This window comes from Lactobacillus sp. WILCCON 0059 (genome assembly GCF_057197985.1).
Map to the genome: position 1 here is coordinate 481,315 of NZ_JBUBHN010000001.1, position 24,378 is coordinate 505,692.

The 24,378-nt window shown below is 48.5% G+C and carries 29 protein-coding genes and 1 pseudogene; 22 read left to right on the forward strand and 8 right to left on the reverse strand.

The annotated features are described in order from the left end of the window. The first annotated feature begins 4 nt into the window (after positions 1-4). Both ACYVUT_RS02380 and ACYVUT_RS02385 read left to right on the forward strand, forming a co-directional pair. Positions 5-259, forward strand: coding sequence for a transposase domain-containing protein (locus tag ACYVUT_RS02380; protein ID WP_484499045.1), 255 nt, complete (start codon positions 5-7; stop codon positions 257-259). Then, positions 216-1,559 (forward strand): IS66-like element short variant transposase, encoded by a 1,344-nt coding sequence (locus tag ACYVUT_RS02385; protein ID WP_484499780.1) that lies wholly within the window; start codon positions 216-218, stop codon positions 1,557-1,559. The genes ACYVUT_RS02380 and ACYVUT_RS02385 overlap by 44 nt, the downstream gene beginning before the upstream one ends. Positions 1,560-1,654: 95 nt before the next feature. Here the strand turns inward: ACYVUT_RS02385 and ACYVUT_RS02390 are convergent, their stop codons facing one another. After that, entirely contained in the window at positions 1,655-1,969 is a 315-nt protein-coding gene (locus ACYVUT_RS02390) for a hypothetical protein (protein ID WP_484499828.1), read from the reverse strand. A gap of 111 nt (positions 1,970-2,080) precedes the next feature. Here ACYVUT_RS02390 and ACYVUT_RS02395 point away from each other — a divergent pair, with 111 nt between their 5' ends. The 6 genes from ACYVUT_RS02395 (at position 2,081) to ACYVUT_RS02420 (ending at position 5,745) form a co-directional block, all read left to right on the forward strand. Next, positions 2,081-2,947, forward strand: a complete 867-nt coding sequence (locus ACYVUT_RS02395) for an ATP-grasp domain-containing protein (protein WP_484499829.1) — start codon at positions 2,081-2,083, stop codon at positions 2,945-2,947. A gap of 453 nt (positions 2,948-3,400) precedes the next feature. Further along, positions 3,401-4,027 carry a DUF4417 domain-containing protein gene (locus ACYVUT_RS02400; protein WP_484499830.1) on the forward strand — a complete coding sequence of 209 codons (627 nt, stop codon included), beginning with the start codon at positions 3,401-3,403 and terminating at the stop codon, positions 4,025-4,027. Further along, entirely contained in the window at positions 4,027-4,440 is a 414-nt protein-coding gene (locus tag ACYVUT_RS02405) for a hypothetical protein (protein ID WP_484499831.1), read from the forward strand. Before ACYVUT_RS02400 ends, ACYVUT_RS02405 begins: the two co-directional genes overlap by 1 nt. Further along, positions 4,440-4,820 (forward strand): hypothetical protein, encoded by a 381-nt coding sequence (locus tag ACYVUT_RS02410; protein WP_484499832.1) that lies wholly within the window; start codon positions 4,440-4,442, stop codon positions 4,818-4,820. The genes ACYVUT_RS02405 and ACYVUT_RS02410 overlap by 1 nt, the downstream gene beginning before the upstream one ends. Before the next feature lie 45 nt (positions 4,821-4,865). Next, positions 4,866-5,228, forward strand: a complete 363-nt coding sequence (locus ACYVUT_RS02415; protein WP_484499833.1) for a helix-turn-helix domain-containing protein — start codon at positions 4,866-4,868, stop codon at positions 5,226-5,228. Next, positions 5,212-5,745, forward strand: a complete 534-nt coding sequence (locus ACYVUT_RS02420) for an ImmA/IrrE family metallo-endopeptidase (protein WP_484501415.1) — start codon at positions 5,212-5,214, stop codon at positions 5,743-5,745. The genes ACYVUT_RS02415 and ACYVUT_RS02420 overlap by 17 nt, the downstream gene beginning before the upstream one ends. A gap of 66 nt (positions 5,746-5,811) precedes the next feature. Here the strand turns inward: ACYVUT_RS02420 and ACYVUT_RS02425 are convergent. Beyond that, positions 5,812-6,589: pseudogene (locus tag ACYVUT_RS02425) on the reverse strand (IS30 family transposase); the annotation flags it as partial. Positions 6,590-6,678: 89 nt separating this feature from the next. On the opposite strand from ACYVUT_RS02425, the gene ACYVUT_RS02430 reads away from it, so the two are divergent. From ACYVUT_RS02430 to ACYVUT_RS02475, 10 genes are all read left to right on the forward strand, one after another. Continuing rightward, complete coding sequence (locus ACYVUT_RS02430; RefSeq protein ID WP_484499837.1) at positions 6,679-7,740, forward strand: Fic family protein; 1,062 nt, start codon at positions 6,679-6,681, stop codon at positions 7,738-7,740. A gap of 27 nt (positions 7,741-7,767) precedes the next feature. Next, positions 7,768-8,319 (forward strand): GNAT family N-acetyltransferase, encoded by a 552-nt coding sequence (locus ACYVUT_RS02435; protein WP_484499838.1) that lies wholly within the window; start codon positions 7,768-7,770, stop codon positions 8,317-8,319. 166 nt (positions 8,320-8,485) lie between these two features. Then, positions 8,486-9,046: a hypothetical protein gene (locus ACYVUT_RS02440; protein WP_484499839.1), complete on the forward strand. Its 561-nt coding sequence runs from the start codon at positions 8,486-8,488 to the stop codon at positions 9,044-9,046. A 201-nt stretch (positions 9,047-9,247) separates the two neighbouring features. Continuing rightward, positions 9,248-10,117, forward strand: a complete 870-nt coding sequence (locus tag ACYVUT_RS02445; RefSeq protein ID WP_484499840.1) for a LysR family transcriptional regulator — start codon at positions 9,248-9,250, stop codon at positions 10,115-10,117. An 83-nt stretch (positions 10,118-10,200) separates the two neighbouring features. Next, positions 10,201-10,548: a cyclophilin-like fold protein gene (locus ACYVUT_RS02450; RefSeq protein WP_484499841.1), complete on the forward strand. Its 348-nt coding sequence runs from the start codon at positions 10,201-10,203 to the stop codon at positions 10,546-10,548. A 20-nt stretch (positions 10,549-10,568) separates the two neighbouring features. Next, the gene (locus ACYVUT_RS02455) at positions 10,569-11,321 is read left to right on the forward strand and encodes a carboxymuconolactone decarboxylase family protein (RefSeq protein ID WP_484499842.1); all 753 of its coding nucleotides are present in this window, start codon (positions 10,569-10,571) and stop codon (positions 11,319-11,321) included. Between the two features lie 146 nt (positions 11,322-11,467). Further along, complete coding sequence (locus tag ACYVUT_RS02460; protein ID WP_484499843.1) at positions 11,468-13,396, forward strand: heavy metal translocating P-type ATPase; 1,929 nt, start codon at positions 11,468-11,470, stop codon at positions 13,394-13,396. 20 nt (positions 13,397-13,416) lie between these two features. Then, positions 13,417-13,644: a heavy-metal-associated domain-containing protein gene (locus ACYVUT_RS02465; protein ID WP_484499844.1), complete on the forward strand. Its 228-nt coding sequence runs from the start codon at positions 13,417-13,419 to the stop codon at positions 13,642-13,644. A 66-nt stretch (positions 13,645-13,710) separates the two neighbouring features. Continuing rightward, positions 13,711-13,992 (forward strand): iron-sulfur cluster repair di-iron protein, ric, encoded by a 282-nt coding sequence (locus ACYVUT_RS02470; RefSeq protein ID WP_484499845.1) that lies wholly within the window; start codon positions 13,711-13,713, stop codon positions 13,990-13,992. A 24-nt stretch (positions 13,993-14,016) separates the two neighbouring features. After that, the gene (locus tag ACYVUT_RS02475; RefSeq protein WP_484499846.1) at positions 14,017-14,667 is read left to right on the forward strand and encodes a Crp/Fnr family transcriptional regulator; all 651 of its coding nucleotides are present in this window, start codon (positions 14,017-14,019) and stop codon (positions 14,665-14,667) included. A 104-nt stretch (positions 14,668-14,771) separates the two neighbouring features. Here ACYVUT_RS02475 and ACYVUT_RS02480 read toward each other — a convergent pair whose 3' ends face one another. The 5 genes from ACYVUT_RS02480 to ACYVUT_RS02500 are packed head-to-tail and all read right to left on the reverse strand — an operon-like array spanning position 14,772 to position 20,808. Beyond that, positions 14,772-15,032 (reverse strand): SemiSWEET family transporter, encoded by a 261-nt coding sequence (locus tag ACYVUT_RS02480; RefSeq protein ID WP_439775712.1) that lies wholly within the window; start codon positions 15,030-15,032, stop codon positions 14,772-14,774. Next, positions 15,022-15,945, reverse strand: coding sequence for an ROK family protein (locus ACYVUT_RS02485; RefSeq protein ID WP_439775711.1), 924 nt, complete (start codon positions 15,943-15,945; stop codon positions 15,022-15,024). The genes ACYVUT_RS02480 and ACYVUT_RS02485 overlap by 11 nt, the downstream gene beginning before the upstream one ends. A 9-nt stretch (positions 15,946-15,954) precedes the next feature. Beyond that, complete coding sequence (locus ACYVUT_RS02490; RefSeq protein WP_484501416.1) at positions 15,955-16,830, reverse strand: alpha/beta hydrolase; 876 nt, start codon at positions 16,828-16,830, stop codon at positions 15,955-15,957. Next, positions 16,823-18,049 carry an MFS transporter gene (locus ACYVUT_RS02495; protein WP_439775709.1) on the reverse strand — a complete coding sequence of 409 codons (1,227 nt, stop codon included), beginning with the start codon at positions 18,047-18,049 and terminating at the stop codon, positions 16,823-16,825. Before ACYVUT_RS02495 ends, ACYVUT_RS02490 begins: the two co-directional genes overlap by 8 nt. After that, positions 18,046-20,808, reverse strand: coding sequence for a family 78 glycoside hydrolase catalytic domain (locus ACYVUT_RS02500; RefSeq protein ID WP_484499848.1), 2,763 nt, complete (start codon positions 20,806-20,808; stop codon positions 18,046-18,048). The genes ACYVUT_RS02495 and ACYVUT_RS02500 overlap by 4 nt, the downstream gene beginning before the upstream one ends. Positions 20,809-20,951: 143 nt before the next feature. On the opposite strand from ACYVUT_RS02500, the gene ACYVUT_RS02505 reads away from it, so the two are divergent. Further along, entirely contained in the window at positions 20,952-22,070 is a 1,119-nt protein-coding gene (locus ACYVUT_RS02505) for a helix-turn-helix transcriptional regulator (RefSeq protein WP_439775707.1), read from the forward strand. 48 nt (positions 22,071-22,118) lie between these two features. Next, on the forward strand, positions 22,119-22,676 hold the full coding sequence (locus ACYVUT_RS02510; protein WP_484499849.1) for a DNA-3-methyladenine glycosylase I: 558 nt from the start codon (positions 22,119-22,121) through the stop codon (positions 22,674-22,676). A 73-nt stretch (positions 22,677-22,749) separates the two neighbouring features. On the opposite strand, the gene ACYVUT_RS02515 is transcribed toward ACYVUT_RS02510, so the two are convergent. Continuing rightward, positions 22,750-23,400 carry a nitroreductase gene (locus ACYVUT_RS02515; RefSeq protein WP_484501417.1) on the reverse strand — a complete coding sequence of 217 codons (651 nt, stop codon included), beginning with the start codon at positions 23,398-23,400 and terminating at the stop codon, positions 22,750-22,752. A 154-nt stretch (positions 23,401-23,554) separates the two neighbouring features. On the opposite strand from ACYVUT_RS02515, the gene ACYVUT_RS02520 reads away from it, so the two are divergent. Together ACYVUT_RS02520 and ACYVUT_RS02525 are read left to right on the forward strand one after the other, a co-directional pair. After that, positions 23,555-23,986 carry a winged helix-turn-helix transcriptional regulator gene (locus ACYVUT_RS02520; protein WP_484501418.1) on the forward strand — a complete coding sequence of 144 codons (432 nt, stop codon included), beginning with the start codon at positions 23,555-23,557 and terminating at the stop codon, positions 23,984-23,986. A gap of 31 nt (positions 23,987-24,017) precedes the next feature. Continuing rightward, positions 24,018-24,344 (forward strand): putative quinol monooxygenase, encoded by a 327-nt coding sequence (locus ACYVUT_RS02525; RefSeq protein WP_484501419.1) that lies wholly within the window; start codon positions 24,018-24,020, stop codon positions 24,342-24,344. Positions 24,345-24,378 lie beyond the last annotated feature (34 nt).

The following is a 24,378-nucleotide window of genomic DNA, read 5'->3' on the forward strand; positions in this document are numbered from 1 at the left end:
GATCATGACCGAAAAAGAAACTTTAGCTTTAATTGAAACGCTTAAAGCTAATATCGAAGCGCTCAAAGCAAATAACGAAGAATTGCTCAAGCAGGTTGCCCTTCTTACTGAACAAGTTGCTTATTTGACTAATAAGCTTTATGGCAAGTCCTCCGAGAAGAGAGCTGTCAACCCAGATCAGCTGAGCCTTTTTGAGGAAGACAACGCCTCTCAAGATGACGAGGACTTACCCTCGCGTTACCGAAACTATTACCTATAAGAGACGCAAGCAAGTCGGCAGAAAGAAAGATATCTTAGATTCTCTGCCGGGCGAGGAAGTTCATCATCGTTTGGATGATCTTACCTGTCCAGACTGCCAGCACGAACTGAAAGAGATCGGCAGCTTCTGTGCTAGACAAGAGCTGCTGTACATTCCAGCCCAAGTTAAGAGAATCGATCACATCCAACACTCTTACAAGTGCCAGCACTGCAGTGATGAGGCACCGGCTGACAAGATTATCAAAGCTCCTGTACCCAAGGCACCGTTAACCAACAGTCTTGGCTCAGCTTCTTTGATCGCTGATACGATCTATCAGAAGTATGTTCTCAAGGTTCCTGCCTACCGACAGGAGAAAGACTTGCGGCGCATGGGCCTTCCGCTTGATCACAAGACGGTTTCGAATTGGCATATCAAAGTCTGCGAGTACTACCTCTCCAGCCTTTACGAGCTCTTGAGAAAAGAGCTGCTAAAGCTGGATGTCATTCACGCAGATGAGACGCCATATCGAGTCTTAGACAGCGAAAGAGCTAAAGACTACGTCTGGACCTTCTTATCAGGCAAGCATGCCGAGAAGCCGATTGTCCTGTATCACCATGGATCACGAAAAGGTGCCGAAGCGTGGGATTTCCTCACAGGCTTCAGCGGATACCTTCATTGTGATCAATATCCTGGCTATTTACGATTAAGCCAACAGGATGTGACTCTTGTAGGCTGTATGGCTCATGCAAGACGCAAATTCCATGATTCCTTGCCTAAAGACAAGGCTAGAGAATCAGACGCAACTTCAGTGGCTAATCAAGGGATCCACTACTGTAATCAAATGTTTAGCCTGGAGCACGCTTGGGAAGATCTTTCCGCTGAAGAGAGATACGAGAAGCGTCAGTCTGAATTAAAGCCTCTGCTAGAGAAGTTTTCCGACTGGTGCTCCAAGAAATCAATCTCCGTGTTGCCTTCCGGCAAGCTGGGGACGGCCTTCCAGTATTGCATAAAGCACATGGACAAGTTCATGAACGTTCTAAAAGATGGTCGCCTTGAACTGTCCAACAACAGAGCAGAACGAGCAGTCAAAGAGATCGTCATGGGACGCAAGAACTGGCTCTTTTCACAGAGCAGTTCCGGCGCCAAGTCCATGGCTATCATTATGAGCATACTCGAAACTGCCAAGCAAAATGGCTTGGATCAATTCAAATATATCAACTATCTTCTAGACAAGCTGCCCAATGAGCTGTCGTTATTAGACAATCAACGTCTGGAAGCCTATTTACCATGGGCTGAGAATGTTCAGCTCCACTGCAAGTAAAGTCCCATAAACTGATTAATCCCATCTTAGCATTGCTAGGATGGGATTTTAATATACTCTGCTATTGGGTGCTTACGCTTGTTTTGGTTGATGAGTTAATATTCTACGTCTAAATCGGGTAAAAGTTCCTTGAAAGTTTTGCCTTCAAACAAAGGAACGTCTTCTACCAACTTACGGAAATTTTTATTTTGAATTATGACTTTTCCACTGAGTTCTTCGGCAATCATGTAGCCACCGTCACCGTAGGCGGCGGTAATGATATATCTAATACCGTGATACCAGAAAAGAAAATCCATTGTTAAAGGCGGATCGTCCTTTCTTTCCGGAAATTCATTCCATGATTCAGATAACATAAAACTTTCCCAAGTGAAAGGCTTATCTTCTTCTACGTGATCTTTGTTTGTCTTCATTCTTTTTTCTCCCAAGTTAGATGTTTTGCTTTTTGAATACCCTTAATATACCAGAGTTATCAAGAAAAGCGTAAACTATCTCATAGAAGTATTTTTGGGGATGTAACGACGATGAAAAAGATGACGATTTTATTTCCTGGCAGTTACATGAATTATCGTGTCATAGACGATGATATGAGTGAAGAATTTCAAGCTACTGAAAAAACAGAGCTTTTTAACACGGTCTTGTTTAACTACGATGATTGGCTGGCTGGAGACAAACTCAAGCTGACCGATCACGGCAACATTTCAAATCCGGTTATTTACCGGGGCTGGATGCTAAAACCGGAGGAATATCAGCGGCTGTACGAGGAGCTTGATGCTAATGGAATTCACTTGTTGACAAAGCCAGAAGCTTACTCGAACATGCATCTCTTTCAAAATGTTTATCCGTTGATTAAAGATGACGCGGCGAAGATGATCTATTTTCCAGATCGAAAGGTAGATCTGGAAAATGTGAAGAGTCATTTTAACCGCTTCATGGTCAAGGACAGTGTTAAATCGGTGAAAGGGACTGAATTCCCAGCCTTTTTTGACCAGTCGACAAGCCAAGCAGAATTCGATGAGGCAATGAAGATTTTTTACAAATACCGGGGCGATCTTCTGACTGGGGGTATTTGCGTCAAAGAATATCTAGACCTAAAACGTTATGGTGGCATGACAAATGAATTCCGCGTATTTTACGCAAATGGAAAGATCATTAGCGTAAGCAAAAATTCGAAGCAGCCAGAGTCTGTGAATAAGTTGCCGATGGAATTGGCCGAAAAATATCTTGGATTAAATAGCCCATACTACACAATCGATTACGCAGAATTAGCGGACGGATCGTGGAAGATCATTGAAGCAGGGGATGGCAGTGTGTCTGGCCTCTCAGCCGGCCAAGGTGCGTTAGAATATTACCGGGCAATCTATCATGCGTTTGTAGAATTAACAGATTAAAAAGACTTGATCGGCGTTATATCGGCGAAAATAACTTGGTCGGTCAAGCGACCAAGATAAGCGACTAAGTTAAAATTAGGTCCTCTCACAACAGGTTGTGGGAGGACCTTTTTCTTTCAAAATCGGATGAAATTGGCCAAAAAATTACTTAGTTAGACGAAAGGAGCAACAGTCATATGAAGCCAACTTGGCAAAAAAGATTGTTTTACCTCTGCTTGGCAAAGGCCAACGTTGTAGAAGATTATTGTTTTCAGAACTATCGTATTTTGGACAAGGAAGTTGCCAGGGGTTGACAAATTAACTGATATGGTTAATAATATTTACTGAAGGCGTAAAATAAAAGTGGCTGTTGGCGCAGCCACTAAATAGAGAAGTGCTAATACTTCAACTAGCAATTTAAGTTTAGCACACTTCTCCATATTTGACACCTAATAATAAATAAGGAGGCAGTGAATGCTAAACTTAAAAAATGGCTATTTTACAGGTAAAGATGAATTCCCTGTATTACAGTCACAGAACAATAATTTTCAACGTCCTTTCCAAATGGTAAGATTTTCTGACCGAAAAGATGTGTCTTTAAATGATGCTATTTGCTTTTATGAATGGGATGAAAAATTTAAGCGTCAGTTGGCGGAGAATCATCTGAATAGGTTAATCGGAGATTTTAGACGAGCGGGATCCGTAGTACAACCAGATTACAGTATTTATGCTGATGATCCATTAATTCTGCAAAAAATGGCAGTTTTTAATCGGAACCGAGTTGCTTGCGAATTGCAGTCATGTGGAATTGAAATTATTCCCAATTTACGTTGGGGGGATGAAAGATCATTTGAATTTGCCTTTGCAGGTATACCTAAGCATCAAATCTGCGCTGTTGGTACTTATGGACAAATTCGTGATAAAGAGAAACGGAGGCTATTTGAGTTAGGCCTTGAGCGAGCGTTAGTTCAAACAGAACCTAGAGAGGTTCTTGTTTACGGGCCCATGCCTATTGATATTTTTGGACAATACCAAAGTGTGGTTCCTTTTTATCAATATCAAGATTGGCGTAATAACGCATTTGATAAGAAGGTGATTTGATGGGCAGCGGTTACCGAGGTTATTCTCACACTCAAGGGGCTACAGAACGATTTAAATCACAAAAGCTCATGGATGAGCTGAAGAACAGTGGAGTTAAGTATACTGAAAAAGATGTAGTATTAGTAGCTAAAAATTATTATGGTAAGCTTTTATGGCTAGAGAAGGGAAATGAATCATCTGGTCTGAAGCATATCGAAATACGACATCAAAAAGAATTTGGCGAAAATACTGATATTAAGGACCTATTAATGAAGATCCTACCGTTAAAACCAGTAAAACGCTTTAGTAGGGGAAAGGGGAAGAGACTATCTGACGTCTATCTGTATAAGAAAAATTCGAAGCATTATTTGGTCGCTTATGGTGACAATGGTTATATTGTTAGCTTTTATCCATATGAGGAAGGGAAATATTGATGTATAAGGTAATCGCAATAAAAGAATATGAATTTACGCGAGACATCATTGTTGAAAGTCAAGAATCTAAACAGCAATATACAGTATTTGATGATTCAGATTTAATTGGAAATGATCAATTCTCTTTTATGAAAGAGCAAGAAATCTATGATTGTAAGATAGGCATACTGTATGAAGTAAATCGCTCTGGAAAAAAATTTTATGTTTTATCTCGGGAAAAGGTTGGTAAGATGAACTTATTTAAGGTATCAAATTCAGACGGTGATAATTTTTATTTGCCAGCCACCACAGATGTAAAGATTGGTAGTCAAATTAACTTGATAGTAAAAAGATATGATTTACTCTCAGTTAATAATGTAATAAATGATAGGACATTATAAAATGCCACTTTTGGCAGACAAAATGAATCACATGGAGGAATTATTATGGCTACAACAGCATTAGGAAAATTTTTAAGAAAGATACGGATAGATCGTGATGAGCGATTATATGATATGGCAAAACATTTAGGAGTTAGTTCTGCTTTTCTTTCTAGTGTTGAAAATGGCCATAAGAAAGCATCAACTACTTTAATTAATAATATTATTGATGTCTATAACTTGAATATGGAGCAGCAAGAACAGTTGAAAGACGCAGTGAGCCTTAGCGAGCATAAGATTGATATCTCACAATTCTCACCACAAAAGCAGGAAGCCACTTTAATGTTTGCAAGAAAGTTTGATGAATTAACTGACGAACAAATTGATCAGATTAGGAATATTTTAGAAGGAGATGGGGACAATCATTAGCTATAAAACTGCATTTGAAGCTAAACCAGAATCTCGAGAAGATTTACGATATTTAGCGAAATTAATTCGTAAAGAGCTTGGTATCGCCCTTGATAAAAAATATGTTGATGTTACTTGGATTTTGGAAAGATTGGATGTACTTGATTCAGAGTATTCATATGAAATAGTCGATGATGATGAATTAGGAGCGGCAGTGCAAGCACAAACTGATATTTTAAAGGATACTATATATATTAAAGAGTCTGTGTATGAAGGTGCAATTCAAAACAACGGTCGTGATCGTATGACGATTGCTCATGAAATACTTCATCTCATTTTGCACCAACCAGTAGCATTAACTTTGTATCGCCGCACTGATGATTTACCAGTTTATAAAAATCCTGAATGGCAAGCTGAGTGTTTTGCTGGCGAATTATTGATGCCCTATGATCAGATTAAAGATATGACGGAAGAAGAAATTGTAGAACAATGCAAAGTCTCTAAACGAGCTGCTCACTATCAGAAGGCGCATATCTAGAAAATATGAAATTCTCCAATTGCAAGAACAAATTGAACACTTACCATAAGATCTAGTAGATTTTGATTATCTGCGTTGGTGAATGCGGTCAAGTTCAGCGTCATAGCATTCATCTGGAGTCTTGTAGTTTAATATCTTCCGGGGAAGAGGACTTCGATTTTAGCAATGATTTCTACACTGTACTTGTCCATACGGTCTCCTTTGGGAATATAGCACTTGAAAGCCTGTTCTATGCTTCCTTTATCGCAGGATATATATAAGGGTGAGAGTAGTACACAAGCGTCTTAGTGACTTGCTCAAGATCGGATAAATCTACGAATTCAGATCCGTTGTCAGTTGTGATGGACTTAAAGATTTGATTCCATTTGGTTCCAAACAACTTTCCAAGTTTATCAACTGCTTCATGACACTGGCTGATGTCTTATCCTCAATCTTGATCAATAAAGAATTGACGTGTCTTTCGTTCGTACAGAGTAAGTAGCACATCGTCATCCTTAGTCTTACGTTCAAGAACCAAGTCGCATTCCCAGTGACCAAAGTCCTTACGGGCATCGATTCTAGGGCTACGTTCATCAATGCTTCGTCCTAGGATGCGCTGGCTTATGCGGGCACGATGAGCCGTAGTATTGCATTTGACCTTCTCGGGAAGATCAATGTTCATGATATCCATAAGCACCAAATCAACATAGTTATATAAGGTTTTGGTAGATACGATCTGATCTTTTGGGAAGATCCCTTCGGCCAAATTATGATCCAAGCAGGCGTCAAGAGATCAGCCTCGATTATGGAAACAGTGGGAAACGTAGCTGATAAACTCATGTCTACGAATGAACATGCACTTTCTTTAAGCGTGAAGGGACTTTTTTAGTCCAATTATTTGCTTTTTCGTCCAAAATCGGGCAAAAAAAGAGCTGGTTGGACGAAAGGAAACTTATGAGGTCATTTGATTACAGCAAACTTGCTGAAAAAGCCTGGGACATGGACATAGTCAATCTCGTGGCCAAGATTCATGAATACAAGGGCAGACAGGACTTGTTTGTCCGGCAAAAGCCCGTGAAACTTGACCGCTTGGTTGAAATAGCCAAGATCCAAAGTACGGAAGCCTCAAACAAAATTGAGGGGATCGTGATGACAAGCACACGGATGAAGCAACTTTTTGCCGAAAAAACGCGACCAAGGAACCGGGATGAAGATGAAATCATGGGCTACCGAGATGTTCTGAACACAATCCACGAGAGCTATGAGTATATCCCCGTCAGGCCGTCTTACATTCTTCAGCTCCACCGGGATCTGTTAAAAAGAGCTGGCTTCTCTTATGGCGGCCACTTTAAGAGTGTCCAGAATTATATCAATGAAACCAGGCCAGATGGAATGTCGGTTACTAGATTTATCCCGGTTTCGCCTGCCGATACGCCGGAAGCTGTGGAAAGACTGTGCAATGCTTATGAGCAGGCTAGCGCGACCGAGCAAATTGATGCATTAATCCTGATTCCTGCTTTTATCTGTGATTTTCTCTGCATTCACCCTTTCAATGATGGCAACGGCCGAATGAGCCGGCTGTTGACCCTGCTCCTTTTGTACAAGAGTGGCTACAATGTCGGAAAGTACATCAGTATCGAAAAGCAGATTGAAAAAACTAAGGAACGTTACTACGATGTTTTGCAGCAGATTGACTTGGGCTGGCATGAAGAAAAAAATGATCCTACGCCTTTCATCCGCTACATGCTGCAGGTGATCTTGGCTTGCTACACTGAGTTTGAAGATCGCGTCGGATTAATGTCTGAGCATGGCCAAGGCAGTACGGCATATGATATCGTGAAGCACTATGCCCTGGAAAAAATTGGCAAATTCACTAGCGCGGACGTGCTGGCCCACTGCCCAAGCGTCAGCCGGTCATCAGCACTTGCCGCGTTAAAGAAGCTCACTGAAGAGGGGCTTGTCATCCGGAAGGGATCTGGCCGGGGCACTTTCTACGTGAAAGCTGACAGCAGATAGTTTTTAGAATGAAGAGGCAACAGTCACATGAAGACAACTTGGCAAAAAGATGGCTTTACGATCCGCCTGGCACAAGCCAGCGATGTGGACGATTATTATTTCCAGAATTACTGCCCCTTGGACAAGGAAGTAGCCAGACTGACCGGCTGCAAGGAGCATTTTACCAAGGAAGAAGTGACGTCTTTTTTCCTAAAAGCTATCGAAGAAACGGACAGATACTTCTTCTTGATCTTAGATCCCAACGGTAAAATCATTGGCGAGAGCGTGATCAACGAAATCGACTGGGACCTGCGCCGGGCTAACTTCCGCATCTGCATCTTTCATCCGGCGGAAAGAGGGCAGGGCATTGGCAGCTGGGCGGTTGAAGTGAGCCGGGATTTCGCCTTTGACCAGCTGCACCTGCACCGGCTTGAACTGGATGTCTTCTCTTTTAATCCCCGCGCGGAAAAAGCTTACCTGCGGGCGGGCTTTAAGCGGGAGGGAGTTTTGCGGGATGCAGTTTTTGACAGGGGCCAATACGCTGACGACATTTTGATGGCTATCTTAGAAGATGACTGGCGCAAGCTGAAAGGAAATTGATGATTTCTTATATAAAGATTATTCCGCTAATTCGTTATTTTATAAATAGTAAGCAAGCTTATTATATGGTATACTCGATATAGTCATGACGTGATATAGTTATTTTTAAGTAGTTAAAACTCCCTTTAACGTTAAAGCGATAACCATGATTTGTTGAGGAAAAAATATGACTAAATACCGCGCCGACATTACGGCACTTAACGCAGAAAAAATTGGCAGCCAGGCTCATGGCTATGTAGAATTCACGACTGAGGCTGGCAAGCTCCACATCAAGCTGGAGATGTTCGACACCCCGGCTAACATCCAGCACTGGGAACACTTCCATGGCTTCCCGGACGGCAGGGATGCCCAAGTGCCAACCCTTGCCCAGGATACCAACCAGGACGGCTTTATCGACCTCTTGGAAACCGAACCAGTCTCCGGCACGACTATGGTGCCCCTGGATGCAGCACCTCATGAAATGTGCATCCCTCACGACAACTACCCAGTTGCCGACGCAAACGGCTACTACAGCTATGAAAAAGACGTCGACTTAGCCAAGCTGGAAGCCAAGTTCAAGGAAGTCTTCAATGACCAGGACCTGGCATTGGACAAGCGGGTGGTCTACATCCACGGCGTGCCAGCCGACTTGGAACTGCCAGAAAGCGTTGGTGGCAAGATCAACGACCATTACGACCAACACGTTACTCTTCCAATCGCGGCTGGTAAAATCAACCGCATCGATTAAAACAAAATCCATTCAAAACATGATTCCGCCCAAGCAGCGGAGTCATGTTTTTTTGCCCGCAAAAGGCGGAGAAATCGGTAAAATTAAGTAGAAGAGAAAATCCAGGCTGGAGAGATTGCCATCTTTGAGCAAGTTGGCTGAATTTAATCTGTCTGCTGGCGTGGTGTCTTTTAAAATAAAGATGGAGATGGAGCAACTTAAATGGAAATCAAGGCCTTGCAATATTATCTGGCAGTAGTCAGAGAAGGAAATATCTCAAGAGCGGCAGAAGTGCTGCACGTGACCCAGCCAGCCTTGAGCCGGCAGATCGCCCAATTGGAAGAAGAGCTTGGCACGCAGCTGTTTATCCGGGGGCGGCGGCTGAAGCTGACGAACGCTGGCATCATGCTGCAGCGGCGGGCTGAAGAAGTGACGGCGCTGGTTGAAAAAATCGAAGATGACTTCGCTGATGCTAAAGAAATTGGCGGCGTCATTTCGATTGGCAGCGGCGGCCTGTACTCCTCCCGGGTTTTCCCGGAAATCATGGCCAATTTTCGCAAAGACCACCCTAACGTCAGCTATCGCTTGTACACCAACAGCGCGGAATACGTCAAGCAGCAGCTGGAACAAGGCTTGCTTGATTTCGGCCTTTTGCTGGAACCGGTCGACGTGACGAAATTTGACTATGTCAGGATGAAGGACAAGGAGCGCTGGGGCCTGCTTTTAAGAAAAAGCCACCCGCTGGCCAAGAAAGAATTCATCACCCGTGAAGACCTGTGGAATGAGCCGCTCATTACTTCTGACCGCCTGCCGGTTCAAAAGGAACTCTTGACCTGGATCGGCCGGCCAAAAGCAGAACTGGATATCTTCTGCACCTTCAACTTGATCACCCAGGCGGTAAATATCGTGGACGCCGGCTTGGCATCAGCCTTGACGATCGAAGGAGCGGTAAACATGTATCCGACTGACCGCCTGGTCTTCCGGCCACTCAAGCCGGAGCTTTCCATGACCTCGGTTTTTGCCTGGAAAAAGCCCCTGCCGGAATTTGGCGCGGCTGGCGCCTTCTTGAATTATTTTAAAAGTATGCTTTAAAGGTATATCAATTTATAAAACATAAGCATTTAACATACTCGTTTATTGCTCTTATAATAGAAAGCATAGACGAGGTGATAAAGATGAAAGTCAGCATTACAGCCGGCAAGCACACGGTTTACGCGGAGCTTTACGACAATGCCGCGGCCAGGCAGCTTTATGAAAAACTGCCGGCGACATGGCCCATGCTGAACCTCTACGGCAGGGAAATGTGCTGCCGGATGGGGGCAGGCAGCCTGCCGGCCACTGAGGCCGCGGCCACCGGCTATAAGATTGGTGACATTTCATACTGGCCGCCGGCCGGCAGCCTGGTCATTCTGTATGAACAGAATGGCGAAGTGTTTGACCAGCAGCCGATCGGCCACACTGAGGACGACATCTCGTTTTTTGCCGAGATGGCCGACACAGACGTTATCTGGAAAAAAGCATAGTAAAATCAGGAGGCAAAACAATGGCAAAGATCATTCAAACTGCAGGCAGAGACCAATTAGGCGATTTCGCGCCGGAATTCGCGCATTTTAACGACGATGTGCTTTTTGGCGAAAACTGGAACAACCCGGACATCGATCCCAAGACCAGAAGCATTGTCGTAATCTCAGTCTTCATGGGCCGCGGGCTGGTGGACGAATCCTTGAAGTACCACCTGCAGACTGCCAAGAAGAACGGGGTTACCAAGAAGGAAATCGCCGCCATCATCACGCACGCGGCCTTTTACGCCGGCTGGCCGGTAGCCTGGGCCGTCTTTAACATGGCCAAGGATATCTGGGCTGAAGATGAAGCAGCCGACCTGTCAAAGGAAGCCTACGAGAAGACGATCTTCTTCCCAATCGGCGAGCCAAATGATGCCTATGCTAAGTACTTTATTGGAAACAGCTACCTTGCACCGGTAACTGATGCTCCATTCCCGATTCACAACGTTACCTTTGAACCGGGCTGCCGGAACAACTGGCACATCCACCACGCTGACAAGGGCGGCGGTCAAGTATTGATCTGTGTTGGCGGGGAAGGCTGGTGCCAGATTGAAGGCCAAGAGCCAGTAAAGATGACCCCGGGCAAGGCAGTCATCGTTCCAGCCAACACCAAGCACTGGCACGGGGCAGCCAAGGACAGCTGGTTCTCCCACCTGGCCTTCATGATTCCAGGCGAAAACATGAGCAACGAATGGCTGGAACCGGTTGATGACGAAGAATACGGCAAGCTGTAAAGCGATAATAATTAGCAAACACGTACTGATGGCAAATCAGTACGTGTTTTTTTTGCGTGAAAAATCCCGATCTTGATAGAAATCAATTGGGGAATTCTGCTTTCCCAGTATATTAAAAGCAGCAAATCAAGGAGGTCGAAAGATCAATGCAAAAATGGTTAATGCAAAATCGCAACCGGCTGACGGCAATCACCGGCGTCTTAATCGCCCTGGCCTTTGCCGCTAAATGGTTATTTAAAAGTGAAACAGGGGCGTCCGGCCTGCTTCTGGCCGCCTCTCTTATCGGCGGCTTTCCGATCGCCGCATCCGCTTGGCAGGCCTTAAAGGTCAAAGTCATCAGCATCGACTTATTGGTGACCCTGGCCATCTTAGGCGCCTTCATCATCCAGGAATTTGAAGAATCCGCCATCGTGGCCTTCCTCTTCTTGTTTGGAGCTTACCTTGAGCAAAAGACCCTGGCCAAGACCCGGTCAGCCATCAAGGAACTGGTGGAGATGGTGCCGGAAACCGCCCTCCGGCAGACTGAATCCGGCGACTTTGAAGAAGTTGACTTAGATGACTTGAACGAAGGGGATATCCTTTTGGTTAAGACCGGCGGCAAGATCCCGGTCGACGGGGAAGTTGCCGCCGGCTCTGGAACGGTCAACGAGGCCAGCATCACTGGTGAGTCCATGCCTTTAGGCAAAAATCCTGGTGACTCGGTCTACGCCGGCACTATTTTAGAAAATGGGACTATCCGGATCAAGGCAGAAAAAGTTGGCGACGAGACGACTTTTGGCAAGATCATCGAACTGGTCGAAGAAGCCCAGGACTCCAAGTCCCAGGCTGAGCGCTTGATTGACCGCTTCTCCAAGTACTACACTCCAGTCGTCCTGATCCTGGCCATCATTGTTGGCCTCATCAGCCAAGACCTGGAACTGGCCGTAACCATCCTGGTTCTCGGCTGTCCAGACGCCCTGGTCATCGGGGTTCCGGTTTCCAACGTGGCCGGGATCGGCAACGGGGCCAAGCAGGGGATCCTTTTTAAAGGCAGTGAAGTCATCACCAAGTTCAGCAAGGTCGATACGATCATGTTCGACAAGACCGGGACCTTGACTTACGGCGACCCCCGGGTCAGCCAGGTGAAAAAATATGGTCAAGGCAAGGAGGCTGAAGAGCTTTTAGTCAGCGTGGAAAAAGAATCTGCCCACCCCTTGGCCAAGGCGATTACGAGCTACTACCAGGACCTGGAAGCAAAAGAAGTTGAAGCTTCCCGGACTCTCCAAGGCGGCGGGATTATTGCCCAGGTGGCTGGCCGGCAGGTTTTAGTCGGCAACCGCTATTTGCTTGACCAGTACCATGTTCCAGTCACGGAAGAAATGGAAAAGGACTTAAAAGAGCTGGCAGCAGCTGGCAATTCCCTGGTTCTGGTCGCCGTCAATGGCCAATTAGAGCTTGCCTTAGGCTTAAAGGATGAGATCCGGGCCGGGGTCAAAGAAGACCTGTCCGCTTTAAAAAAGCTGGGCGTGAAGAACCTGCTCCTTTTGTCCGGTGACAACCAGCAGACGGTTGACCTGGTGGCTGAAGAATTGGGCCTCACTGAGGCATATGGCCAGCTTTTGCCAGAAGACAAGGCAGACTTTGTCCAAAAGCGGCAGGAAGCCGGCGAGATCGTGGCCTTTGTCGGCGACGGGATCAACGACAGCCCGTCCTTGGCCCGGGCCGATATCGGGATTGCCATGGGCAGCGGAACCGACGTGGCGATTGAAACTTCAAACGTGGTCCTCATGAACGGCAGCTTTGACCGGATTCCGCGGGCTCTGGCCCTGGCTAAGGCTACCCGGCGGAACATGATCGAAAACATTACCATCGCCCTGGCTGTCGTAGCGGTCTTATTGGTCAGCCTTTTGGCCAGTTCCTGGATGAACATGGCCATCGGGATGTTTGTCCACGAAGGCAGCATCCTGGTCGTGATCCTGAACGCCATGCGGCTGCTAGCCTACCGGTCAAAATTGCAAAAAGCGCAAAAGTTGATAGAAAACAATTTTTCTCAAGCAGAAGGCCCGTATACTAAGGGCATTGAGAGCATCCAATAAAAAAGAAAGGACGAAAAATCATGCAAAAAGCAATTTTGCAACTGGAAACCCTGGCCTGCCCGACCTGCATGCAGAAGATCGCGGGAGCGATCGCCAGCGTTGACGGGGTTGAAAAGACCAGCGTCAAGGTCCTCTTCAACGCCAGCAAGGCCAAGGCCAGCTTTGACCCGGACAAAACCAATTTGGACACGATCAGCCAGGCCGTGAAAAACATCGGCTATGACGTTTTAAAGGCTAGCGCTAAATAAAAGTAAAACAAGAAAAGCAAAAGTAAAAAAAGAAACAATAAAACGACTGATTGAAAAAAGGAGAAAATGATGATCAAGGAATTTTTCGCAAAGAACGATGAAATGTTAGACTTGTATACGCAGGCAATTACCAAGGCCCACGGCGATCACCACCCGGAAGTCTTTGAGGTTCGCAAGGTTTACGAAAATATTCAAAAAGAGGTCAAGAGTGGCCAGGAAGACTTGACTGCCGACTTTGCCAAGCTGCGGGAATTGACCGCGGATTACGCTATCCCGGCTGATGCCTGCGGGGCGATGACCAAGACCTACCAGACCCTGGAAGAATTCGACCACTTGGTCCAGGGCTAATTTTTACCAGCAGAGGAGAGCAAAATGCAGCATATATGTGTCAGCCTGGTCCCGCTGTTCGCGGACCTGCCAGAAAAAGACCAGCTTAAGATTAATTCCCTGGCCAGCCACCGGCGCTATCAAAAAGGTGAGATGATTTTTCAGCCAGGGGATGAAAAGCTGCAGATCGTGGCCCGGGGGAACATGAAGGTCTACCAGCTCTCTGCCAGTGGCCGTGAGCAGCTGCTCAGGGTCGTGGAGCCGGGCGGCTATGAAGGGGAAAAGCAGCTTTTTGGCCTGGAAAATGACAGCTTCTTCGGTCAGGCCATGGAGAACACGGAGATCTGCAGCTTGAGCAAGGCAGACTTCAACCGGGTTCTCTTGGAAAATCCCCAGCTCTCCCTCAAATTGCTGGAACTCAGCGCCCAGAAGCTGCTGGAAACAGAGAGACAGACCCAGTTTTTGGCTATGGAAAGAGTCGAAGAAAGACTGGCCAGCTACCTGCTTGACTTAGCTAAGGTGGCTGGAAGCGACCAGGTCCAGCTGTCCATGAAGATGAAAGATATCGCATTATACCTCGGAACTACCCCCGAAACTCTCTCTCGCAAATTTAAACTCCTCGAAAAAATGACTTTGGTTAAAAGGAATGGCAAGCAGGTGCAAATTCTTGATGAAGACGGCCTGCTGGACTTATAATAGAGAACAAAACTCCCTCTGGCATTACTGATTTGCCAGAGGGAGTTTTTTACCGAATTTTTAAAAAGCTAAATATATAAGATAGAAGATGGAAAATATCAGAATCAGTGCAGGGCCGTTAGGAAAGTGATTAGGCCAAAAATAATGCCTGGAACATTGGCAATAAAGACCGGCCAGTCCTTGTACTTTTGCAATAGGGCGTAGCTGCACCAAAAAGTGCTGTTGATGCAGGCCACAAGCGGCTGAACGGGGTTGCCGTATTGACCGTGCAGGTTGTTCATGATCTGCGGAAAATAGGAAACGTACATCAGAATTGACATGATGCTGGCAATCCGGCCGACGAGCATGGCTTTTTTAGAATTCATCGGCTGCCTCCTTTAAGTCAAAATTGGTATTTTGCAAAAGACCGTATAAGGCCCCCAGCAAGTTGGCATCATTGCGGAATTTGGCGGCCACGATCTCCGGTTTGGTCAAAGTTTCGCCGATGATGGCCGGACTTTTGGTCAGCCGCTCATAAGCTGCCTTGATCCGGTCAAGCAGGAGGGGCTGGGCGGAAACACCGCCGCCGATGGCTACCCGGTCGCCGTCAATGATGGTCTGGATGTTCAAGATCAGCTGGGCAAGGTTGAGGCTACACTGGTCCAACACCGCCAGAGCCGCCTGGTTGCCGCTGGCCGCGCTGGCAAAAGCTGCCTGTCCGTCTAAGAGGTCGACGTTCCCAGCTGCTTGGTTCATAGCTTGGACCATTTCTACAGCTGAGCTGTTGTGGGCCACCATTTTTTCATCGCCGCCAGCTGGATCCCGGGTCATCATGAAGCTGAATTCCCCGGCTTGAGCATGCAGGCCATAGTGGAGGCGATGGTTGATGATAATCCCGCCGCCAACCGCCGTCCCTAAGACGATAACGGCGCCAGTATCGGTGCCTTTTAAGCTGCCCTGCCAGACTTCAGCTAAAGCCGCGGCCTTGCCGTCATTTTCGACATGAATTGGCAGGTCAAAATCGCAGAGCAAGTTACTAAAACTGATTCCGTCCAGAAAAGGCAGCATCCCTCCAAAGCGCAGGCGCTGGGTCACAGGATCAACCGTACCAGGCGTACTAATGGCGATCCCGCTGATCTGCTCTTTATATTGGCCGACCAAAGACTGGATCTTGCCGGTAAAGGCTTCAGCTACCGCCGGGGTGGGGCTGGTCTGCTTGTCAGTCAAGTTGCCCTCTTCGTCGGCCAGGGCGCTTTTTAACTTGGTGCCTCCGATGTCTAAGCAAAGAAATGTTGTCATGCTGAAGCGTTAGTCCTTTCTCAAAAAAGCCGAGATCTCCTTTAAAGCCTGGTCGCTTTCCGGCATGTCAAAAAGGACAAAGACGTGGAAAAGTCCTGGCCAGACCTTCAAGGTCGTGTCAACGCCGGCCTTAGTGGCGAGGTAGTTCAAAATCAAGGAGTGGTCCAGCTTGACCTCTTCGCTGCCGCAATTGATCATCATTGGCGGAAAGCCCTGGTAGTCGCCGTAAATCGGTGAAATCAAGGGATCCTTCTTGGCCGGCTCGGTGAAATACGGAACGGGGTCGCCGGCCCCAACCAGCATCGGGTCCCGGTCATCGTTCAAGTATTCTGAAGTCAGAATACTGAGCTGGGAAATAACCGGGGAAAAGAGAGCCAGGCGGTCTGGCAATTTTTCACCTTTTGCCTTTAAGGACAAGGTCAAGGTCAAGGCCAGGCTGGCCCCGGCGGATTCGCCGAAGACCAGGATGTGGCTAAAGCGTCCTCTCAAGTAAGCGTAGGCGGCTTCAACATCGTTTTGGGCCGCGGGATGCCGGCCTTCCGGGTATTGGGTGTAGTCAGCCGCAAAGACGTCGCAGGAGACTAATTGGCCCAAAGTTACCGCCAGCCGGCGGCGGGACTTGACCGTCCCGGTAGTGTAGGCACCCCCATGCAAAAAAAGGAGGACCGTGTCAGGCGAAGTTTTTTCTTCCAGCCGGTAAAATTCGCCTTTAACCGGACTGGTTATTTCTTCTAAAGTTACCCCAGCCGGGAAGCTGAAGGGGTTGCCGTCATCAGCTGACTTGCGGGCCCCTTGGACTACGTCTGGCGTAAGCGGCTCTCTTTGGGCCGGCTTGATGTATTTTCTTGAAAATTCGATTGCTTTTTCAGCTGCTTGACTAAGCATTTTGTCCCTCCAAATTGTTAGTGTTGTCTACTTTCTTTGCTTTTGAACCTTGGGCCAGCTTATTGTAGTTGACTCCGATCAAGATGGCTACGACCAAGAGGATGGCGAAGACGAAGGCCCCAAAGACGAAGGTGGTTGCTGGAGAATTGCTGCCAAAAATCTTGCTTACTGCCTGGGCAATGTATGGTGAGACCAAGGTCCCGATGTTGGCGGCTGACATGGCCACGGAAGTTGAGAATGGCACCCGGGAAGGGCTGGTGAAGTCACCCACGTAGGAACCCATGGAAACCATGGACATGGAAACGGCGATGCCGACCAAAACGACAGCCAGACCGCTGAGGACTAAGGAGTTTGACAAAGGCAGGATGACAAAGGCTAAGGTCCCGCAAGCCAGGGCAATCGCCATGGAGAAGTGCTTGATGCCCCCCTTCAAGGCCATGAAGATGAAGCCGCCAGCGGCCATAGCAAAAGACATTACCCCCAGCAAGGTGCTGGCGTCTTGGACAGTGCCGTAGCCCTTAGCAACAACCAGGCTGGCAAAGCGGATGGTGATGAAGGCGAAAGTAGCGTTGAAGCAGAACATGAAGATGGCCAAGAGCCAGACAGGACCGTCAACGTGCTTGTCAGTCTTGACTTGCTTTTGCGGGTTTTGGCTGGCCGCGAACTTTTGGTCAATGCTGCTTGGAATAAAGAAGAGGACGAGCAAGAAGACCAGGAGGGCAAAAGCGTTAACCCAGTAGGAAGCCTGCCAGCCGTAGCGCATCAAAGAGCCGGCAAAGTAGGTCATGAGGAACATCCCCAGCCCTTGAACGACGCTGGAAAGACCCATCATTTGTCCTTGTTCCTGGCCCTGGTAAAGGGCGATGATCAAGGCTAAAGCGTAGGAAGCCAGCATCCCGGTCCCGACCCCGATCCCGATTCTGGAGATGAAGATCAAGGCAAAGTTGGTGGTCAAAGCTGGCGTAACCCCGGAGATCAAGATGATCAAAAGACCAAGCATGATGTCTTTCTTGACCCCGATCCGGTCAACGATGAAGTTGCTCAATGGCGTAAAAAAGATGATCCCCAAGGCCGGCACCGTCATCAAGAGCTCGATCATGGTTGGGCTGACATTGCTGAAGGACTTGGTCATCAAAGGAACAGTGGCGGCCGTGGCGCCAGAAGCGACCACGAAGACATTCAATAGAAGAATGGCCAATTTTGAGAAAAAGCGTTTCATTTTGCTACCTCGCTTGCTTTTTGCAAAGAATAATTTTGGAATAATTGGTTGATTTGCTTGATTTCGTTTTTATCTAATGGCTTGAAGCCGATGCCCCGCATCTCCTGGCTGAGCTGGTATAAGGAGAAGTCTTGAAAGTGGTCCAGGTTGCCCGGCGTGGTCAAAAAACCCCAGAAAGGCACCAGGTCCTGCAGCTGGTCGGCCAAGCTTTCGATTTGGCAGTAGTCCTTCAGCGGCGTGTGCACGTCAAAGGAGGTAAGCAGGGGCTGGTCGGGGACGATGGTAAATTCGTAAGTGCCCGGCCCCAGCATTTTTTGCATTTCTGCTAGGTCCAGGTTGACCTGGCCGCCAAAAGGCACGGTTAAGTGCAGCTTGACTTCGTTTGGACTGATGATTTCCCAGCCCGCTTGCAAGCTGCCGGCCGGCAGGGAAATCTGCCCAGCAAATTCCGGAAATTCCGGACTGATCCGCGGCTGCCAGCTGACCAGATTGCCATCTTGCTTTAAGCCCAGCAGGTCTTCATAAGCCCACTGCATGACAGCGCCGCTTGAGTAGTGGTTGAGGGAGTTCATCCCATTTTGGGCGATCTTGCCGGAGGAATCAACGGAATCCCATCTTTCCCAGATGGTCGTGGCTCCGTGCTCAACTTCGTAGAGCCAACTAGGGAAATCGTTGTTCAAAAAGAGGCGGACGGCCAGCTTGTGCTCCCCGTTTCTGGACAGGGCCGGCAATAAAAGGGGCGTGCCCACAAAGCCGGTGCTTAAGTGCTTATGGTTCTTTTCGATAATGTCAACCAAGCGGCGGACTAAGCGGTCTTTTTCCTGATCCGGGTAAAGGCCGAAGCTGAGGCAGATGGCTAAGCCGGTTTGCGTGTCGGCTAAAGGCCGGCCGGACTTGGTGAAGAATTCTTCCAAGAAGGCCTGCTTGATCAATTTGGCCAGCTGCCGGTAGTACTGCTGTTCATGCTTCATTTTCAGCACTTGGGCGCTTTGGGCCAGCAGACTGGCTGAGTGGTAGTAAAAGGCGCTGGCGATCAGGTCGTCGTCGGTCTTGCCCTTTAAGTGCATGATGTCTTCGGTGTCCAGGGCAAGCCAGTCGCCCAGCTGGTCGTCGCCCAGCCAGAGGTATTCGTTGCCGGCGGCTTGCGCCCGGTCATGGACCCAGTCGACCCAGGACATCATGGCTCCGATGTTTTGCTTCAAAATGGCCGGGTCCTGGCTGCGGGAGTAGGCCTGCCAAGGAATGATGACGCTGGCGTCGCTCCAGACGGCCTTGCCCCCGTCTTTTTCACCGACGCTCGGCACGTAGAGGGGAAGCTTGCCTTCATATTGGCTTTGTTCGACGGCCATGTCATAGCTGAATTTTTTGAAAAATTCGTATGTGTCCATGTTGTAGGAAGCCGTCTTGGCAAAAACTGCCGCGTCCCCGGTCCAGCCCAGGCGCTCATCGCGCTGCGGGCAGTCGGTTGGAACATCGATGAAGTTGGACTTCTGCCCCCATTTTACGTTCTCAAAGAGGCGGTTGACTTCTTTCCGGCTGCTCTTCAGCCAGCCAGTTTCTTGCATGTCGGAGTACAGGGCCACAGCCTTAAAGTCAGCTGGGTCGATTTGGCCAAAGCCGGTCAACTTGGCATAGCGGAAGCCGAAGTAGCTGAAGTGGGGGCGGACCCAAGCGGCCTCTCCGTCACTGACATAAGTGAAGCTGGCCCGGGCTGAGCGGAGGTTGTCCCGGTAGAATTCTCCATTTTGCAGGATTTCGCCAAACTGCAGGTCGACTTTCTCGCCTCTTGGCAGGCGGTTGTAGAATTCAACCCAGCCAGCCAGGTTTTGGCCAAAGTCCAGGACGCAGTCCCCGCTTGGCGTGTTAAGCAATTTGGCTGAAAAAACTTCATGCCCGGTAATTGGCAGGCTGAGCCGGTCGATGATGTAGCGGCTGACTGGCTTAACCAGAACTGCTTGACCTAACTTTCGTTTAGGTAGGGTCGGGTCAAAGTCTTCCCCGTAGTAGATGCCGGAGTGCGGCACCGGGGACTGGACCAGGTCCCAGTTTTCATCGGTCGTGATGATTTCTTCTTGGCCATCCTCGTCCAGCATCCGCAAGTCGCAGACAGCCATCAATTGGTCGCCATAGTTGTTGGCGATCCCGCCGTGTTCTTTAAGTCCCAATTTGCCCCGGTACCAGCCGTCAGCCACCATGATTTCCAGCTCGTGGCTGCCATTTTTGGCTAAAAGGGGGCTGGCATCGTAGACGGCTCTTTGCAAATAGTAGTTGTAGTCGGTAAAGCCGGGAGCCAGGTATTCGTCGCCTAATTTTTGCCCGTCCAGCCAGACCTCGTAAAGACCAAGGGCGGTTACGTAGAGGCGGGCTTGTTGGACATTGCGGCTGGTGAAGCGGCGGCGGAAGATCACCCCGTGACGGTCTTTTTGCGGGTCGCCGATCCACTTGCCCAGCAGGTTTTCTTTCATGTAGCCAGTTTCAAAGAAGCTGGAGGCAGAAATTTTTTCTTCGCCGCTAGCGGCAAAAATTTCGACTTCGTAGCGGCTGCGGGGCTGTAAGTCGATGTCAGTCTGGAAAATAAGGCTGCTGCCTTCTGCAAGGCCCGTGTCGTAGACGGTTTCGCCGGCGGTCTTGATAACCAGGCGGCAGCTGACGGTCTTGACGGCTGCCCCGGTCAGCTCGGCAGAGATCCAGAGGGGGCTGGCCAGCTGAAAGCCAACCGGCTCAGTCATGTGGTTGATTTGAATATTGCTTATCTTCACTTGTTGTCACCTCAGACATGGTATCGCGGACATTTGTAACCGCTTCATCTCTTAACGGTTACTATTATGCGGGATTTCCAGAACGCTTTTTTATAATTCGTGCTATAATTTTAGATAAAGCGTTAAAAAGAGAGCGATTACAAATGCTAGAGACGACAAAACTGTTAAGCGAATTTCAGCAGGCCACGGATTTGGACCTGTGCCTGTATTCGGTTAAAGAAGAAAAAATCATTGAGAGCTATACCCGGCCCTTGGCGGTTTTGCCCAAAAAGCAGCTTTTGCGGAATTTGGCCAAGGAGCAGGGCAAAGAGGTCCAGCTGAAGCAGGAAAAGTATCTCAGCCTGCTGGCCGCTTTTCCTTATGAGCAGGAGCTCATCGTGGCCTGGAGCACCAGTTATTCTTTGAAGGGGAAGGGAAACTATGATCGGCAGGTTCCCCTTTTGAGCGTGGAGCGTTTCCGCCACTTGGTCTTTTGCCTGTACTGGATGCTTTATCAAAGAGAGCCGGTTTTTAATGAAAATATCGGGCAGATTGCGACCGGGGACAATTTGGGAATGAATTTGCAAGATAACCAGCCGACATTGGAAGGGCGCCTGGCTGAAGAGAAAATCATGACTGATGTCCGCCGCGGCGACCTTGACCGCTACAATCATGATTTCCGCCACTTCGTCCAAGTCGGGAATTTTGGCCGCTTCAATCCTTCCTCGCTTAGAAGCAAGAAGGATCTGGCGATTTCGGCCACGACCCTTTATACCCGGGCGGCGATCGAAGGTGGTTTGAGCATTCAAGAAGCCTACCAGCTCAGCGATGAGATCATCAAGGGAATCGAGAGCGACGTGCAGATTTCCAACCTGTACGAATACACCCGGGCGATCGGGGAGATTTTTATCAACCGTTTGTGCCAGCAAAAGCGGCAGGCAGTCAGTCCCTTGGTCTATCGGGCCCAGCAGTATATAAGTGAGAACTTGAATCCGCCCCCGGATTTGGCGGAAATTGCCGGCCAGCTGCACGTCAGCCAGTCTTATCTGCAGCATGTGTTTAAGGAAGAGACTGGCCAAGGGATCAAAAATTACATCGACCAGCAGAGGCTCTTGAAGGCCAAGCAGTTGCTTCGCTTCAGCGATGAGTCGGTGACCGCTTTAGCCCAGCAGCTGGGCTACTCTAGTCCCAGCCAGTTTTCCCAGTTTTTCAAGCGGCTGACAGGCAAGTCGCCCCAGCAGTTCCGCAAGCAGGTGTATGAGAAAGAAACTGCCGATTGGTAGGAAAGATACTTCAATAGTAAGCAAAAGATTTTTGTCAAGGAGGACCAAATGAGCGAAAATATTTGCCGCCGGTGGGCGGAAGGCGACAAGCTGCTGGAAGAATACCATGACCATGAGTGGTGCAAGATCAAGCGCAGCGACCGCTTCGAGTTTGAATTGCTCTGCTTGGAAGGCGCCAGCGTAGGCTTGTCTTGGCGGACAATTATGCACAAGCGGGAGGCTTATAAGGAAGCCTTTCATGACTTTGAAATCGCGGCCTGCGCGGCGATGACTGACGAAGAGCTGGAAGCTCTTTTGAAAGATAGAAAGCTGATCCGCAACCGGAGCAAGATTTTCAGCGTCAGAAGCAATGCCCAGGCGGCTTTGAAAGTGCAGGAAGAATACGGCAGCTTTGATGCCTATCTCTGGCATTTTACGGCGGGCCAGCAGGTCGACCGGCATTACGAAAAGCTTGAAGAAGTTCCGGCCCAAAGCGACTTGTCAAAAGAAGTCAGCAAGGACCTCAAGAAGCGCGGCTTCAAGTTCGTTGGCCCGGTGATCACCCACTCTTTTTTGCAAAGCATCGGTATCGTCAACGACCATTTGGCGGACTGTGAATACCGGTAGTTTTTTTAAAAAACTCTGAATACTGAAAACGCGAAAGATCCGCTCCCAAAACTTTTGGAGCGGATCTATATTTTTAGTCTTTAAATGTCAAGAATTCGTCATTGTCCATTCTGCTTGCCCGGAAATGGTTGATCAAGGAGTCTTCTTTTTCGTAGCCAAGGCCGATGCCCAAGGCAAAAACGTAATCATTGTCCACATCCAGTGCTTCATGCAGAAACTTAGGGTAGAGAACGTATTCCATGGCCGGGATTGAATCGATCCCCCGGTCGGTGGCGGCCAGCATCAAGGTCTGACCAAATGCCCCCAGGTCGTATGCTGAATACGGGGCAGTAGTGCGCGGCATCAGCAGGTAAGCTACAGCCGGGGCATTGTACAGACTGGCCGCGTCTTTAGCCATGGCCTGCGGGTCCTTGCTCATAAAATCATTGATGCCGCTCATCCAGCCGCTCACGTTCTTCATCCCTGCCGGGCCCATGGTATCCCGGTGCAGCGGCGGCACTTCCGGGGTGTCCTGGTTTTCTTGGCCGGCGGCAGACTCGTGATGGCGACGGATCTTTTCCAAGGTCTCACCGCTGGCAATCACCAGCTTCCAAGTTTGGCTGTTGGCCCAAGAGGGGGTCAGCTTGGCTACGTTAACAATGGCCAGCAAATCTTCGCGGCTGACCTCCCGCTTGCTAAAGTCTCTGACTGAGTGACGGCTTTTAACCGCGTCTAAAAATTCCATAAATCTCAAACCTCTCATTCTTTAAACAACAGTTTTTTCTCTCTACGGTTCTCAGCTTACTACTGCAGCTAACTTTTTGTAAGTAGCCACTTTTTTGTAAGGTTGGTTACTAAAAGTTAGTATTGTGCTATCATGGGCATTAGAGGTGATGATTATGGCTGAAGATATCAGCAGATTTGACGTTTGCCCCTGCGCGGTGACCATTTCCTTGCTGGACAGCAAGTGGAAGATTCTGATTTTGCGGGAGCTGCTGCAGGGGCCCAAGCGCTATGGCGAATTGAAAAAGGGGGTCGTTGGCGTCAGTCAGAAGATGCTGACGCAGAGCTTGAAAGAGATGCAGGCAGACCAGCTGGTCGACCGGAAGGTCTACCCTGAAGTGCCGCCGCACGTGGAATACAGCTTAAGCGGCTTGGGGCAGAGCCTGTATCCAGTGGCTGAAGCCTTGGAGAACTGGGGCATTGCTTTCATCAAAAGCAGTGACCCGGACTACTTGGCCAAACGCTTCAACATTCATGAGCCGGGCAAGCACTGGCTGAGAATTCCAGACCGGTCAGAAGAGGAAAAATTTGGTAAGCTAGATATGTAAGCGGATACTTAAGCAGAAAGCAGGAGAAAAAATGAGTTTAACAGTCAACCTTTACTACCGCGGCCAAAACGGCAGCGCCCGCAAGTTCGCGGCGGAAATGGAAGCAAGCGGGGTGGCCAAGGCCATCCGGGAAGAAGCTGGCAACCTCCGCTATGAATACTTCCAGCCCCTGGATGACCCGGAAACAATCCTTTTGATCGACAGCTGGGAAAGCCAGGCAGCGCTGGATGCCCACCACGCTTCGCCGATGATGGGCCAATTGGCCAAGCTTCGTGAGAAGTATGACCTGCACATGAGCGTTGAACGCTACGTCTCAGCTGAAGAGGCGGCCGGCGATGAGCAATTCATCAGAAAATAGAAAAAACAGAGTTTCCTTCTTAATTGGAAACTCT